Source organism: Bartonella sp. LJL80, from assembly GCF_054871565.1.
The window spans coordinates 83,444-99,273 of record NZ_JBTXLM010000007.1 but is presented as its reverse complement, the minus strand read 5'-3'; the positions used below and the strand labels follow the sequence as shown (position 1 = coordinate 99,273).

12 protein-coding genes are annotated in these 15,830 nt (G+C 48.4%); 4 read left to right on the top strand and 8 right to left on the bottom strand.

Annotated features, from left to right (window positions below; genetic code table 11):
• Window positions 1-73: 73 nt before the first annotated feature.
• The gene (locus ACYSNS_RS11635) at window positions 74-967 is read right to left on the bottom strand and encodes a metallophosphoesterase family protein (RefSeq protein WP_461723330.1); all 894 of its coding nucleotides are present in this window, start codon (window positions 965-967) and stop codon (window positions 74-76) included.
• Window positions 968-1,082: 115 nt separating this feature from the next.
• The gene (locus ACYSNS_RS11630) at window positions 1,083-1,802 is read right to left on the bottom strand and encodes an OmpW/AlkL family protein (protein WP_461723329.1); all 720 of its coding nucleotides are present in this window, start codon (window positions 1,800-1,802) and stop codon (window positions 1,083-1,085) included.
• A gap of 618 nt (window positions 1,803-2,420) precedes the next feature.
• Here ACYSNS_RS11630 and ACYSNS_RS11625 point away from each other — a divergent pair.
• Window positions 2,421-2,867 (top strand): GNAT family N-acetyltransferase, encoded by a 447-nt coding sequence (locus ACYSNS_RS11625; protein ID WP_461723374.1) that lies wholly within the window; start codon window positions 2,421-2,423, stop codon window positions 2,865-2,867.
• Between the two features lie 225 nt (window positions 2,868-3,092).
• Here ACYSNS_RS11625 and ACYSNS_RS11620 read toward each other — a convergent pair whose 3' ends face one another.
• The 4 genes from ACYSNS_RS11620 to ACYSNS_RS11605 are packed head-to-tail and all read right to left on the bottom strand — an operon-like array spanning window position 3,093 to window position 9,933.
• Window positions 3,093-5,189 carry a glutamine amidotransferase gene (locus ACYSNS_RS11620; protein WP_461723328.1) on the bottom strand — a complete coding sequence of 699 codons (2,097 nt, stop codon included), beginning with the start codon at window positions 5,187-5,189 and terminating at the stop codon, window positions 3,093-3,095.
• Window positions 5,186-7,993 (bottom strand): DUF4159 domain-containing protein, encoded by a 2,808-nt coding sequence (locus ACYSNS_RS11615; RefSeq protein WP_461723327.1) that lies wholly within the window; start codon window positions 7,991-7,993, stop codon window positions 5,186-5,188. Before ACYSNS_RS11615 ends, ACYSNS_RS11620 begins: the two co-directional genes overlap by 4 nt.
• A gap of 3 nt (window positions 7,994-7,996) precedes the next feature.
• On the bottom strand, window positions 7,997-8,902 hold the full coding sequence (locus ACYSNS_RS11610; protein ID WP_461723326.1) for a DUF58 domain-containing protein: 906 nt from the start codon (window positions 8,900-8,902) through the stop codon (window positions 7,997-7,999).
• Window positions 8,902-9,933: an AAA family ATPase gene (locus ACYSNS_RS11605; protein WP_461723325.1), complete on the bottom strand. Its 1,032-nt coding sequence runs from the start codon at window positions 9,931-9,933 to the stop codon at window positions 8,902-8,904. The genes ACYSNS_RS11610 and ACYSNS_RS11605 overlap by 1 nt, the downstream gene beginning before the upstream one ends.
• A gap of 177 nt (window positions 9,934-10,110) precedes the next feature.
• Between ACYSNS_RS11605 and ACYSNS_RS11600 the strand changes: the two genes are divergently transcribed.
• Together ACYSNS_RS11600 and ACYSNS_RS11595 are read left to right on the top strand one after the other, a co-directional pair.
• Window positions 10,111-10,731, top strand: a complete 621-nt coding sequence (locus ACYSNS_RS11600) for a CoA pyrophosphatase (protein ID WP_461723324.1) — start codon at window positions 10,111-10,113, stop codon at window positions 10,729-10,731.
• A gap of 2 nt (window positions 10,732-10,733) precedes the next feature.
• Window positions 10,734-11,981 carry a CCA tRNA nucleotidyltransferase gene (locus ACYSNS_RS11595; protein WP_461723323.1) on the top strand — a complete coding sequence of 416 codons (1,248 nt, stop codon included), beginning with the start codon at window positions 10,734-10,736 and terminating at the stop codon, window positions 11,979-11,981.
• A 111-nt stretch (window positions 11,982-12,092) separates the two neighbouring features.
• Here ACYSNS_RS11595 and hemF read toward each other — a convergent pair whose 3' ends face one another.
• A complete protein-coding gene (hemF, locus tag ACYSNS_RS11590) occupies window positions 12,093-13,007 on the bottom strand; it encodes an oxygen-dependent coproporphyrinogen oxidase (RefSeq protein ID WP_461723322.1) in 915 nt (304 codons plus the stop codon).
• Between the two features lie 79 nt (window positions 13,008-13,086).
• On the bottom strand, window positions 13,087-13,545 hold the full coding sequence (locus tag ACYSNS_RS11585) for a tRNA (cytidine(34)-2'-O)-methyltransferase (protein WP_461723373.1): 459 nt from the start codon (window positions 13,543-13,545) through the stop codon (window positions 13,087-13,089).
• A gap of 426 nt (window positions 13,546-13,971) precedes the next feature.
• Here ACYSNS_RS11585 and ACYSNS_RS11580 point away from each other — a divergent pair, with 426 nt between their 5' ends.
• Window positions 13,972-15,810 carry an ABC transporter ATP-binding protein gene (locus ACYSNS_RS11580; RefSeq protein WP_461723321.1) on the top strand — a complete coding sequence of 613 codons (1,839 nt, stop codon included), beginning with the start codon at window positions 13,972-13,974 and terminating at the stop codon, window positions 15,808-15,810.
• Window positions 15,811-15,830: the final 20 nt, after the last annotated feature.

The window sequence follows — 15,830 nt, the reverse complement described above, 5'->3', positions numbered from 1 at the left end:
CCGATGGTCACTTATCTCGGTGCCTTCAAAAGCAAATGATTGAACCAGTTATAGGTGAGAACAAGCGTTATCTCTAAAGCAGCTTCAGCTTTTCGGTGCAGGAAATGTCATTATTCGAATTCATAATTGTGAAACGTTGCAGTTCACAGGTCCATTTTGTCTGGCTTCCGCCTATGGAAAAAAAATTGTAATTTGCCGGTGGTTTTCTGCCGCCAAATGCCTGCGAAGCCGATGAAACGCCGACCACCGGTATGCGTCCGGTTTTGCCCGAAATGTGATTTAAAGTCGGTAAGTGCGTATGACCGTGAAGGATGAGGTCAGCGCCATGCTTGTTCATGACAGCTTGGAAACGGTCTACTCCCCAAAGTTTTTTGTGCCAGTGGGTCGCTCCCTTAAAGGGGGGATGATGGATCATCACGACGCGGAATAGTTTTCTGTCAGCCGCATCATCCAATAAATCCCCGAGGTGATGGGCTTGAGCACTGTCAAAATATCCGCTGGCCTGAAATGGCGGCGTGGCGATTGCCGATGAAGCGGCGATGATAGCGACATTGTCGCGCACACGCATATAAGGAAAGCTGTTACACCAAGCAGTTGGTTCGTCACCCTTTATCCAGGGTTGAAACGTTTTGCAGGCCTCAGCTAATGCGCCGCGTATATAAGCATCATGATTACCGAAGGTTAGAGAGATATCGCGCGCCGCCCCCTGCGCCGAGAGCCATTCTCGTGCTTGGGTAAATTCCAGCTTGGTTGCCAAATTGACGATGTCACCAGATATAACCAAGTGATCGGGTTTCTGTGATTTGAGAAACAGCATAAGAGCATCCAGCGTTGCAGTGCCAAGCTCTTCCTTGCGATTTTTTTTCCAGTTTAAATAACCGGTTATACGCTTACCCATCAGTTCCTTAATGGTCGGGACGGGAAGCGGTGACAGGTGGATGTCTGAGATATGGGCCAAATGGAACATGGCGCCAACATAGCGAGCAATGAAAAATAGGCAACAAAAAAGGACGCTGTCAACAGCGTCCCTTTTTTGAAAGGTGAACCAAGCCCCCTCAGCTCACCTTCTAGTCCCCGCTTAATTAGAAGCGGTATGTAACACCGGCGCCGATCAACCAAGGATCGAGCTTTGCTTCGCCGCTTACGTGACGGTCGAGACCAAGTGCACCAGCAGTAGCTGCATTCAACTTGCCATCCCAATCTGGACGGAGATAGAGCTTCTTAACGTCGAAGTTGAAGCCCCAATGCTGATCAAGCATATAGTCGAAACCAACTTGAACAGCTGCACCCCAAGTATTGTCGATGTTAAGATCGCTCATACCAATGCCAGCGCTATTTTTACCAGCGTCGGTATTGTAGAAGATGGTGTAGTTAACGCCTGCACCGACATAAGGCTTGAAGTTGCCGAAATTGGTGAAGTGATACTGCAATGTAAGGGTTGGAGGAAGAATCCAAGTCTTACCGAGCTTGCCCGCACCTGCAGCAGACAACGAACCCGAACCGTCGATTGACGAATATGTTGTACCGAGGATCAATTCAGCTGCGATGTTGTTTGTGAAATAGTAAGTGATATCAAGTTCAGGTATAACCGTGCTTGAAAAATCCATACCTGAATCAGGGATCTGGCTCACATGGCCCTTATCGCGTGGCACTACACCAAGAGCACGAACGCGGATCTGCCAAGGGCTCTGAGCCTCTTGTACTACCGGCTGTGTGCCCTGAACGTCGGCAGCCGAAGCTGAGCTTGAAAAGCTAAGTGCCGCTGTGATGGCAACGAGGCTGCTACCGATCAATTTCTTCATTTCAAATCTCCTAAATCAACAATGCAGTGCGTGTTTCACATAACAGTGATTGATCTTCTTGAAGCCTATTTACCGGCAAATATCCATTGATTTGAATCAATTCGTTCATTTTTAGCCTTGTTGCTGCCATGTTTGAATTCATTGTGTCGCAAAAATGCAACAAAATGATCTTCGCAACCGCCGCCGATAACGTTGATTCCGAAAAATTTTAATTCATTCTTAACTATGTCGAATCACAGCGAGCGCTTTGTAGGCCTTTCGAGTCGTTAAAATACCGGTTGAACATGTTTGGTTTACGAGATTTTAAAGATTGAATTTTTCGATTGCTTTTATGTGTCTTCTGGCGATAGTTATAAATCCAATCCGCCTTGGAGGCGGTTGTTAGATTGATATGCCGGAAAGCTAACCGAGATGTTTTTGCCAAATCAACGACGATGAACAGGTGATACTTAGGCTGCCAAGTGGCAGTATTTCCCATGTCGTTTGGTTTGTTTTATTCTTCCGGAGTTATCAATGTCATCTCCCTTGGCTGTAAGCAGCACTTGCAAACCCATTGCTATAGGCGATGAGGATTTTTACGTCAGAACAGAAGTGTCATCAGATTTTCCTTTCATTGAGATGCTCAATGATCAGGCATTTGGGCCAGCGCGTTTCACACGCGCCGCACACCTTATAAGGGAAGGAGGCGGACACGATACTGAATTGTCTTTTGTTATTGAAAGAGCAGGGTTGCTGATTGGATCAGTTCGAATGACACCGATAAAGATAGGTGCGATCGATGGCTATTTGCTCGGCCCTATTGTTATCAGCCCGGAATATAAAAATGCGGGGCTTGGGAGTCGATTAATGGTTCTAGCAATTGATGCTGCAAAAAAGCATGGTTGCAGCCTGGTCCTGCTTGTCGGGGATGAGCCTTATTATAGAAGATTTGGCTTTGTGAAGGTCGATAATGGACAAATGCATATGCCTGCACCTGTCGATCCGGCACGATTATTGTCTTATGAACTAGTGGACGGTGCTATTGAAAGTGCTGTAGGGCCTGTACGCCATCGTTTATGTGCATAAAAAGTATAAAAGTTGCAGATGCATGTATGTTGTATCTGCAACTGTCCCATTCTTCCTGCCATCAGATGCGTCTAGAGCATTTTCCGAAAAGTGTGAAGCGGTTTTCGGACAAAAAATGCTCCAAAAACAGAGACCTAGAGCACGTGTTCGATTCACCGAACACTGAATTTGCTCTAAGTTTGCTATACGATACAACGCGTCGCGTTTTATGGAACAGTGGCCTGGTTAATGTCCTTCCCTATACCACATGCTGCCCATAAATATCAGACAGGCGATAAGGGCGAGGATTCCTGAGAATATTGGAAATTGCGCTGTGTTTACCAATCTAGTCTGATCGGCCTCATTCAGTATCATCGCTGTGTTTTGCGCTGATGATTTGGTCGATGATTCCTTGTTTATCTGAATATTTGGAAGCTTGATGCCATCATTCTTATCCGCATGAAGACGAGCGATAGCGCCGCCTGACGATGTTACAGTCGGCAAAAGTTTTTCAGATGTCGATATAAGTTCGGCATATTCGGGAGCATTGACAGGACCAATATGGGCGAGCGCTGTTTTGTCGCCGTTTATCACTTTAAATAACCCAACCTCATCCGTCGGCACGGAAGCTACAAACACACCTTCTTGTTCTTTGATCAAAGAAACGGCTTCTTTTTTGCCCGACGGGAAACTAACTTCAGCCTGTTCAGGCTTATCGGCCATGGTCTGTCGGCGGATTGTCAGTGTTTGACCGTCGCCACTCGCCGTCAAGGCTTCTTCCTCCAGCTCCGGCTCTTTCATGAGCCAGTGGGCCATTCTACGGTAGAGGGCTGCATACGGTCCCCCGCCTTCAAAACCCCGAGCCCATAACCAACCTTCATCAGAAAGCAACATGCCCACACGCCCTTTGCCGACATGGGACAGTAGCATAAGCGGCTTGTTATCTGCACCGTTCATAACGGCCGTGCTATTTTTGCTATCGCGGATTGCGATTTGGCGCATCCACCGCCCCCAATTTTCGGCTGTTGTGCCATTGGTGTCGAGCCCACGCGTTACCGGGTGTCGTTTACCTTGCTCGGTCAAAGTAGGGCGGAAGGGTTTTTCAATGACTTCACCGGTAGGCAATGCAGGTAGAGCACTGATGAGCGGTGTACGAGCCAAAGACGTCTGACCGGTGAATTCAGGGCCGGTCGCCATTAGGAGTGCGCCACCATTCTGGACATACTGCGCCACATAATCGTAATAGATCAGTGGCAAAACATCATAATGCTGATAGCGGTCAAAGATAACCAGATCAAAGTCGTTTATCTTATCGACAAACAGCTCCGTGGTAGGAAATACGATCAATGACAGTTGGCTTAGTGGCGTATTGTCTGCTTTTTCTGGCGGCCTTAGAATGGTGAAATGAACTAGATCAATGCTTGCATCACTTTTCAAAAGATCACGCCATGTGCGCTCTCCATTATGTGGTTCACCTGAAACCAGCAAAACTCTAAGGTTTTCGCGTATGCCATCAATCATTGCTACAGTCTGGTTATTCACCTCGGTAAGTTCTCCCTCCATCGGCAGGGTAGAAGCTTCAATGATGTTTTTTCCTGCATGCGGGAGAGTGATTTCCACTTGATAGGCTTTTCCCGGGGTGACAAAATAGCTGCCGATGCGTTCGCCGTTGACAGTCACCACGACGTCCGCGCGGTCTGTATCCGCAGAGGCTTGGCCTTTATCTTCAACAAGAATCGATAGGGAAAGCGGTTTGTTTGTTAAGCCAAACCTCGGCGGTTCAACAAACTTTATCTGACGGTCAAACTCACCGGGCCTTCCAGTCAGGAGTGCATTAACGGGTTTCTCGCCTGATGTATTGTTTTGACTAGCCGCGACATCATGGACTTGGCCATCCGTAATCAGGATTGTACCCGCATATAAAGCGGGAGGAACATCGCCAATAGCCTGATTAAGCGCAGCAAAGAGATTTGTAGCTGTGCCGCTATTACTACCTGTTGTCATACCAGCTTCGATGATCCGTGTTTCAAACTGCGGGTACTTGGCCAGCATCGTTTTAAGGGCGGCCAAAGCACTATCAGTGTCTTGCTGCCTTTCGCCAAGTTTCTGACTGGGACTACGATCTATAACCACACCGACAGTGCTTTTGACCGGTTCCCGCTGTTCTTCGACCATCACAGGATTGGCGATGGCTAGTGCCAATGTCGCCAATGCCAACAAACGCAACAAAGCACCACGCCGACGTAAAACAACGCCCAACATCACAACAATGAATGCTAAACCAACAAGCGTGTAAAACCATATTAACGGAATTAAAGGCTGCAACATCAGACTATGGTTCATTGCTGTTTCTCCCGGCCTAGACGCTCCAGCAGGGCAGGGACGTGCACTTGGTCTGCCTTATAGTTACCGGTCAGCATATACATGACGATATTGAGACCGCCGCGAAAAGCCCATACCCGTTGCATCTGATCATCTGGGACAAGGGGGTATTTCCATGCCCCTTTGCCATCATGTGACCATGCCCCCGCAAGATCATTTGCGGTAATAAGGATGGCACTGACACCATCGCCAGCGTGAATGGGACGCGTGTCATTTGTTCCCATTGCGGACGATTCAATCCAAAGGGGGGAGCCGCGATATCGGCCTGGGAAATCGGGCATTATGAAGAATGAACGAGAGATCACATGGTCTGGCGGGGCCTGTTCAAGAGCAGGAATATTAAGACCATCAAGGATGGTTCGTAGGCGTTGGGTGTTAGGAGTAGCAGAACCCTTAAGATCAAGTCCGGCAGTGATTTGATCACGTGTATCAAAAAGAACGGTGCCACCCTGCCGCATAAAAGCATTTATTTTTTCAATAGATTTTTGCGTCGGCAGAGCTGTGTCCGCGTCAATTGGCCAATATATAAGCGGGTAGAAAGCCAGTTCGTCCTTGTCGAGATCAAGTCCCGCTACTGGACCGGGATCAATTGTCGTGCGCGTTTGTATAAATTGACTAAGGGATTCGAGCCCGGTTTTACTTGTATCGTCAATCTCGCTATTTCCGGTGATAACATAGGCAAGGCGCGTCTTGCCGGCTGATTGCACCATGGCTGCATCGTCCTTTGACAGCGTCTGGGCATGGGCGGGTGAGGGTGCAAAGCTATTCATCATCAGCGGTAGGCTGAGCCCCAAACCTAATAAAACGAGTGAACGTCTTTTCAGCCTTAGCAGGCCGCTCATCCACAGCACCAACACGCTATCAATTGCAAAGAGTAGCACTGCAGCTGCAAATAAAAATCCTGCAAGTCTGAATTGTTGGTCTGCCGTATAGTTGAACAATCGAGTGGTAGATGACAGGTTTATCCCCTCTATCGGCAGAAGCGTACTGCTGGAATCCAGAAGGTTGACTGCGTAGAGGTTCTTTTCTGTGCCATAGAGACCAGGAGGATGATTAAAGGATGGAAGCGCTGGTGTCTGGTCGTTAAGGATCAGTGGTGAAACGTAGGATGGTGGTTGCTCCAAACGTCCTTCAGCATCGAGTGTGCGCCAAGGTTGACGTGCCACGCTCTCATTATTCTGCTGGATTGAATTATCTTTAACAGCGCCAAGCTGGACGAGTTTTTGTAACATTTCCACAAAGAACCCGGATAATGGCAATGTCGACCATGTTGGATCTGCCGATGTATGGATAAAGATAAGTTTCCCGTTGCCGCGATTGGCCGCGGTGATGAGAGGTGTTCCATCAGCGAGGCTTAGCCATGTGCGGTCGAAAAGGGCTGGGCCCGGCTCTGCCAAAATTTGTCTGGAAACAGTGACATCTTCCGGGAAAGCGATGCCAGCAAACAGGCCATCTTTAGCAAAGGGTGCAAGTTTTTGTGGCGCTGCCCATGACATGACACCACCCAATTGACGCTCACCATGGCGTAACTGGACAGGTAAAAGACTATCGTCATGCTCGGCGCCAGCAAGATTTTCGCCGGCGAAACGTATGAGTGTACCGCCGTTTTGCACAAATGTTGTCAATTTAACTTCTGTTTCTTTCGGCATGTTGACGACATCGCCTAGAATGAATACCGAAGGATTTTGCGCGAGAAGTTTGTCAACATCGTCAGAAAACGCTCCACTGCCAGCTGTGACAAGGTCTACATTACCTTGCAAGGCTTTAGCCACATAATACAACGGCGAAAGCAAGGGCTGCGACATCTCATTGGCTGTGGTCGATAACAATGCCACACGATGAATATGGCTTCGCCCGTCGACGAGATATGTGCCAGCAGCGGTATTTTGGCTATCAATAGCTATTGATACGACATCATTTCTCAATTCCAGCGGTAGATTGAAGGCGGCCAAACTTGTTATCTCACCATCTTCAAAACGCGCCTGCGTGTCACCGATACGACGATTTTTAAGGTCATAAGCGCCGAGGCTCAGATTCTTTTCGCCATGCCCGACCGCTCTAATAAGATCGACCGCAATGGCACCGCTTTCATTTTTTAGAGCTGTTAGCCCTATGAGCATTGAAATATCTGATTGATACCATACGACATTGTGCGGTGAGGTTTGTTCAATCAACGCGATAAGTTTCTGATCGTCGACATTTTTGAGACCGTCACTCAAGAACGCGATGTCGATTGTTTGGCCTTTCGTTACTGCCAATAGCTTTTCTACCTGCGACAAGCGGTGTGTCGGCAATGGACGCGGCTGGATATTGTGAAGAGCCTGCTTGGCCGCATCCGCGCTTAAAGGGCGTAAATCCTGATTGTCATTATCAGCTGTTGCAAGCAGATAAACGGTCTTTTGTAACTTTGCAGCCTGATTAAGCAAGTCATCGGCTACATCAACACGTTTCTGCCAATCCGGTGCAGAGGCCCAACCATTATCAATAATCAAAGCCAATGGCTGTGTTCCCGCGAGGACTGCAGGCTGAGGACGCCAGACAGGATCAGCTAAAGCAAAGATAACAAGCGCTGCCATGGCAAGCCTTAGCAGAAGCAACCACCATGGTGTGCGATTGGGTGTCTCCTGCCGATTGTTGAGTTTCAACAACAAACGTAAAGGAGGAAAAACTTCCTTTTGTGGATTGGGCGGAGTGACGCGCAATAGAAACCAAATCGCCGGCAAGGCAAAAAGACCAATGAGGAGTAATGGAGCGCCGAAACCCATGCTTTAAAGACTCCTGTAGCCGACTGTCGACCCCATGACATTCGCCAAGGCGAGGAGCGGTTCTGTAATCGGTTGGTCGGTCGCGCTGATGTGATAGCTCCAACCATGCCGACGGGCAAAGTCAGCTAAATCTGTCCTGCGTGCGTAATATAGCTTGCGATAGGCGTCGTGATACTGTTGCGCACGTCCGGCGAGAAACTTTTCACCACTCTCCGGATCTATAAACTCAGTGCGGCCGGAAAAAGGAAAACGTTCTTCTGCAGGGTCGCAAACTTCGATAAAATGCGCAGTGACCTGCCTTTTGGCGAGTTCTGTTAGTTGGGTTTTGATACGCTCCGGATCATCGAGAAAGTCACTTATAATGATAATATGGGAAAAACGGCTAACATCCGAAACATCCGGCAGTGTTTTTGAAATATTATCATTCATCAACGCTAAAGCCATTCGTTCGCTTGCATTGCGCGAGGTGGTCGGGGCCATGCTGCATGGAATGCCGACACGTTCTCCTACGCGTGCAAAAAGCTCTGCAAGTGTAAGACTGAGCAAAATGGCCCGATCCGCCTTTGGCATGGTAGCAAACCGCGAACTATAAGACATGGAGGCTGTCCGGTCTGTCCAAAGCCAGACGGTTTGCGCTGCATCCCATTCCTGATCGCGCAGATAGGTATGGTCATCACGCGCCGAGCGCCGCCAATCAATGCGCGCCACAGGCTCACCTTCGACATAAGGTCGAAATTGCCAGAAATTTTCACCGTTTCCGCGCTTGCGCCGACCGTGCCAACCCATAACGACATTATTGGCAATTTTGCGCGCATCCAATAAAAGATCCGGCATGCGTAGGGCGATACTACGTGCTTCAACAGCCAAAGTCTCCGGCCGTTCGATCTTTGTTTTGGCACCGACAGCCATCAGATCGTGTCTTTCACCAGATCAGAAATAACATTGCGGATATCAATACCTTCTGCACGCGCACTGAAGTTCAATGCCATGCGATGCTGAAGAATAGGGAATGCAAGCGCTTTAACATCGTCAAGTGAAGGCGCTAAACGTCCCTGATAAAGTGCGCGTGCGCGTATGCATAAGGACAATGCTTGCGAAGCGCGCGGCCCGGGGCCCCATGCAATATGGCTACGGGCATGTTCATTGTCAGCATTTGGGCGTGCCGCACGCACCAGCTTTAGTATCGCTTCAACGACATTTTCAGAGATAGGCATTTGCCTGATCATCGCTTGTATCTGTTGTAGTCTTTCGCCAGATAAAATGGTTTTCGCGATTTGTTTTTTCCCACCTGTTGTTTCTAGAACGATGCGCCGTTCGGTATCCATATCAGGATAATCGATATCAATCTGCATCAAGAAACGGTCTAGCTGTGCTTCAGGAAGTGGATAGGTGCCTTCCTGTTCAAGCGGATTTTGTGTAGCCAATACATGAAAAGGTTGAGGCAGATCATAACGCTCACCGGCAACGGTGACGTGATATTCCTGCATCGCCTGTAACAACGCCGATTGGGTGCGTGGCGAGGCACGGTTTATTTCATCTGCCATCAGCAATTGGGTGAATACAGGCCCTTTGACATAGCGGAAAGACCGTTTCCCGCTTTTGTCTGAATCCATAATTTCCGACCCGATAATATCAGAAGGCATCAGATCCGGCGTGAACTGGACACGTTTTTGATCAAGACCCAGCACCGTGCCAAGTGTTTCAACCAGCCGCGTTTTGGCAAGCCCTGGAACGCCGACAAGCAGTGCATGGCCGCCGGCAAGGATTGCAGTCAGCGCATATTCGATGACGTCGTTTTGCCCGAAAATCACCTCGTCAATACTGCTGCGCAATTGATCAAGTTCCCGATGAACCTGGTCAAAGTCGGCAACAATGGAAGACGCTTCTTTTTTCGCATCCGTTTTCTTTACCGAAGCTGATGTTTTGGCTGCGCGACTCATGCTTTTTCCTTAAGACGTTTTCATTACGTATCAATTAGCGGATTGACGACAGTTTAATTCCACGCCAACCTTGTGCCATGAACAATGACCATTTCATGGCTTGTAGCAGAAAATTAACATAAAAGAAGCTTGATCGAAGGGTTTTCCGCCATTTGATTATGAAGATTGCGAAAGAAGATGAGCTTAAGAAACCTTGCCTTTTCTGCCGAAGATGTGGTGTTGCGGTTAGAGCAACGCCCCTATGGTATGAAAGATTCTGGCGATCATGTTTTGAATAACGTAGGTGTGAAGTCCGGTTCCGCATCATGGAAACGTGCAGCGGTTTTGATTGCCTTGATTGAGCGCGAACAAGGTTTAAATGTTATTCTAACAAGAAGAACCGCGATTTTGCGGGAGCATTCGGGGCAGATAGCTTTTCCGGGAGGCAAAGTCGAAACATCGGATGCAAGCGATCAGGCAGCTGCATTGCGTGAAGCCCGTGAAGAGGTTTCGCTCGATTGCTCAAATGTTTCCGTTCTTGGTGTGCAGCCTGCCTATTATACTGGAACGGGTTATGAAGTTATACCGGTCATCGGACTGGTGACAAACGACATAGATTTACAAGCCAATCCGGACGAGGTGGAAGAGATTTTTGCTGTGCCACTGAGTTTTTTGATGAATCCTGCCAATCATCTCATTGTTTCAAAAGAGATACGTGGCCAGCGCCGCAGCTTTTACGCTATCCCCTATCAGGATTATTATATCTGGGGCGCCACGGCCGGTATGATTCGGGCCCTTTATGAAAGGTTATACGCATAAAAATGGAAAGGATCTTTGAAAACGCTCCTTGGCTGCAAAAAAAAGGCCTGCAAAAATTGCTGCTTTGCCTTTCGCTAAATGGCGACGAAGCCCGCATTGTTGGTGGTGCTGTGCGTAATCAACTGATGGGAAAGCCCATCAACGATGTTGATATCGCAACCACCTGCCTGCCAGACGAGACGATAAGCAGCGCACAGAAGGCGGGTTTCAAAGCGATACCTACTGGATACGAATTTGGCACCATTACTGTCGTGGCAAATGGCGAAGCCTACGAGGTAACAACTTTGCGAGCGGATATTGAAACCGATGGACGTCATGCGAAGGTTTTGTTCGGACGCGATTGGCAACAAGATGCGCAAAGGCGAGACTTCACCATCAATGCGCTTTACGCCGACGCATCTGGAAAGATTTATGATGATGTCGGGGGCTTGGCGGACATTGCGAGCGGTACACTGCGTTTTATCGGTGAAGCCGAGGAGCGCATTCGCGAAGATTATCTTCGGATATTGCGGTTTTTTCGATTTTTTGCCTGGTATGGAAGAGGACGCCCCGATGCTGAAGGATTAAAAGCCTGTACGCGTTTGAAAGCCGGGGTCGAACAACTTTCAAGTGAGCGGGTTTGGGCTGAGATGAAAAAGCTTCTGTCCGCCCCGGATCCTTCCCGCGCTTTGCTTTGGATGCGTCAGACGGGTGTTTTAACCGTAGTTCTTCCGGAGACGGAAAAATGGGGTATTGATGCCATTCATGCTCTGGTTGATACCGGACGAGCAATAGGCTGGACGGATGATCCGATGTTAAGGTTGGAAAGCTTGCTACCACCTGATGCAGTGCGGCTTGATATAATGGCAAAACGGTTGCGTTTTTCCAAAGCCGAAAAAGACAGAATTCTAAATTGGGCAAAAACAGACCCTATCCAATCTGATTGCGCGGATCTTGCACTCAAGAAACTCATTTATCGCAAGGGGCGCCAACCTGTTTTAGATAAATTGGCTTTGGCGTTGGCTGATGCGAGAGCGCGCGCCATCAACGATGATCAGGCACTTTTGCAGGCAGGCCGTTTCGCGCGTTTACGTGATCTGGCGGAGAGTTTTGAACTCCCTACTTTTCCCGTTAGCGGAAAAGATATGCTGCTGCGCGGCTTTACAAATGGCCCTTTGTTAGGGCAGGCTCTTAAAGCAATGGAGCAGAGCTGGATTGACAGCGGGTTTTTGATGGATCGGGATACGCTTATCGCCAGCTTGACACCCTAAAGTATCTTCAAACCAAAAGTTGCATAGACTTTTGCGTCGGGACAATGCGCCATTGCAAAGGCAATAGGCCCTGACTCTAGGCTGTCCGCAATCCTTAACGATAGCCTAGGTTTAAGGCCATTTTACCGCTGGCGGCATTGAGGACATAATGCTGTCGAGATTTCCGCCGGTTTTCAAACCGAATATTGTGCCGCGATCATAAAGCAAATTGAATTCGACATAACGCCCGCGTTGTATCAACTGTTGTTCGCGTTCCGCTTCACTCCAAGGTTTATTGAAGTTTTGTCGTACAATGTGGGGATAGACCACATCGAAAGCACGACCAACATCGCGTGTAAAGCTGAAGTCGGCATCCCATCCGCCTTTATCTTGTGCGCTATGGAGCCAGTCATAAAATATTCCGCCTATGCCGCGTGGTTCATTACGGTGTTTGAGATAGAAATATTCGTCACACCATTTTTTAAAACGCGGATAGTCCGCAACATGCGGGTGCTTTGCACAGACAAACTGAAAAGCCTTATGGAACGTTTGTGTATCAATATCGGTCTGTGTACGGCGATCATGAAGCATAGGGGTCAGATCCGCGCCGCCGCCAAACCATTGCCGCGTGGTTACAATCATACGCGTATTCATATGTACCGTTGGCACATGGGGACTTTGCGGGTGCGCTATCAGCGAAATGCCGCTTGCCCAATATCTTGGATCATCTTGTGCGCCTGGTATCTGCTTTCTAAATTCGGGAGAAAACTCGCCATAGACGGTAGATGTGTGAACGCCCACTTTTTCAAAGACACGGCCTTTCATGACCGACATAACGCCTCCGCCATTCAAACCGCCGGTTTTTTCCCAAGGTGTACGGACAAAGGTACCGGCAGAAAAGTCATTAAACGGGCCGGTCAGCTCACGCTCAAGTTTCTCGAATGACGAGCAGATACGGTCACGCAACGTCTGAAACCAGCTTTCAGCCAGTTGTTTCTTATCTTCGATATCGGACGGCATGTCGGCGGGGATGTCTTGAACGGTCATGATAAAGGTAGAATCTATGTCTGCTTTTTAGAATTACTCCAGAAAAGCATAGGCACTGACACGGCTTTTGTCCATGCACTTAATCCGGTTTCAATTGCCTTATGGCTTCACCGCTTGCCATTGCTACACTCATGGCAAGGTTTATCGAACGCGCAGCCGGCTGCATGGGAATGGTGACTTGCGCATCAACCACCGTTTGCACATAGTCTGGTACACCGGCGGACTCACGTCCGAACAGTAATACATCGCCGCTTTGATACTTGAAATCGGTGTAACTACGGTCTGTTTTTGTCGTGAAAAGAACGAGACGCTGGGCTTGTTGTTTCATTTCTGCGTGAAAATGTTGCCAGTCTATATGACGTTGCAATGTTGCCAATTCCAAATAATCCATACCGGCGCGTTTGAGGTTGCGGTCTGAGAGATCAAATCCCGCAGGTTCAATGATATGAATGTGGATACCAAGACAGGCCCCGAGGCGAAGGATAGTTCCTGTATTCCCGGCGATGTCTGGTTGGAAAAGAGCAATATGCAAGGTCATAACCATGCAATAGGCCTGATACGCACTTATTGTAAAGAGAGCTATTCGGATTTTGATAGGTGCATTGTAAAATTTGCATGGGGATGGGGTGGATTCTTGGTTGAAACACCTGTATAAAGGCTGTCCACAAGAAAGAAGAAAGGAGGTTGCCTAATGTTTAACTTTAAAGATTTTGAAACCTCACTTTCCGGATCTGCAGTTTTGCCGCTGGCATAACACAAAGTAGGTCGTCACGGTCGCAGCGGGGCGGTCAATTTCCAACTCCAGATGAATTGTTTAAGGGCATTGAGTTTCATGTCCTGCCTATCGCTTGCCCCATTATAGCGGGGTGGAATGTGCCTTAGAATACGGCATAATTATTTTTCAGCTTCCAAATCGGCGTCGCTAACGGACGTGAACTATAAGGGAGCACTTAGGAGGTCGACCATGTTTGGTTGGTTTGAACGCAGATTGGAAGCATTTCCTGAGCAGGCGCCAGAGCGGCCCCCGCAGGGTTTGGTTGCTTTTTGTCTGCACTATACAAAAGGTGTCTGGCCATGGCTGATTGTCATGGCAGTCTTTACCGCCTTGATAGCGATTATGGAAGTTTCGCTTTTTGGTTTCCTTGGCAGCATTGTTGACTGGCTGAGCGAGAACTCGCGGGAAACGTTTTTTCAAACGCAGGGCGTGAAACTTGCGCTTATAGGCGTTGTCGTATTGGTCTTGTTACCCTTGGTTGTTGCTATCCATAATATTGTGATGCATCAAACGCTTCTTGGAAACTATCCAATGCGCATTCGCTGGCAGGTTCACCGTTATCTGTTGGGCCAGTCCATGAGTTATTTCCAGAACGAGTTTTCGGGGCGTATCTCTGCAAAGGTCATGCAAACGGCTCTGTCGGTGCGTGAAGCCGTGATGAAACTGTTTGATGTTTTGAATTACGTGATTGTGTATTTTACAGGTACGCTGATCATCGCAGCATCTTCGGATTGGCGTTTGATGATACCTTTCATCGCTTGGATCCTGGCGTATATCGGTTTGTTGCGTTACTATATCCCTAAGCTGCGTGTCGCTTCTGAAGCACAGGCTGATGCCCGCTCGTTGATGACTGGTCGCGTAGTCGATTCTTATACAAATATCGCAACGGTCAAATTGTTTTCGCATAATGAAAGGGAAGAGTCTTTTGCTCGCGAGGGATTTGAGGGTTTTCAAAAAACCGTTCATTCCCAGATGCGCCTGATTTCGAAATTCTCAATCAGTGTCTATGCTGCCAATTGCCTGTTGCTGTTTGCCGTCGGAGCATTGGGAATCGTGCTTTGGCAACAAGGTTCTGTGCTTGTTGGCGCGGTTGCTGTCGGTATCGGTCTGGTTTTACGTTTGAATGGCATGGCTCAGTGGATCATGTGGGAAATGTCTGCTTTGTTCGAAAATATCGGCATTGTTGAAGATGGCATGCGTTCCATCGCGCAAGACCGCCTTATTGAAGACAAGTCAAACGCCAAACCTCTGGTTGTCAATAAGGGTGATATACGGTTTGAAAATGTCGGTTTCCATTATGGCAAAGGCAATGGCGTTTTGGAAAATCTGAACCTCGAAATCAAGCCGGGCCAGAAGGTCGGTATTGTTGGTCGCTCCGGTGCAGGCAAGTCCACGCTTGTCAATCTGTTGCTGCGCTTCCACGATGTGGAAAAGGGACGTATCTTGATTGACGGGCAAAACATTGCCGATGTTACGCAGGAAAGCCTGCGTGCCAATATCGGTATGGTAACGCAGGATACATCTTTGCTGCATCGCTCACTGCGAGAAAACATCATGTATGGTCGCCCGGACGCAAGCGAAGATGAAATGTTACATGCCGTGCGCGATGCCGAAGCCAGTGACTTTATTGATGGTTTACGTGATCATAATGGACAGACCGGCTATGATGCCTATGTTGGAGAGCGCGGTGCACGTCTTTCCGGTGGTCAGCGTCAACGTATCGCCATTTCACGTGTCATGCTTAAAGATGCACCAATTCTTATCCTGGATGAAGCGACATCGGCACTTGATTCAGAAGCCGAAGCAGCCATTCAGGAAAACCTGACACGATTGATGCAAGGCAAAACAGTTATGGCCATTGCCCATCGTCTTTCTACGATTGCCGAGATGGATCGTCTCATCGTCATGGATAAGGGAAGAATTGTCGAAGACGGCACACATGAGGAGCTTTTGGCGAAAGGTGGTATCTATGCCGGTTTGTGGAAGCGACAGGTCGGTGGACACCTCGATTTTGGCGAAGCTGCATAAAAAGAATTGGAAAGGCCCCT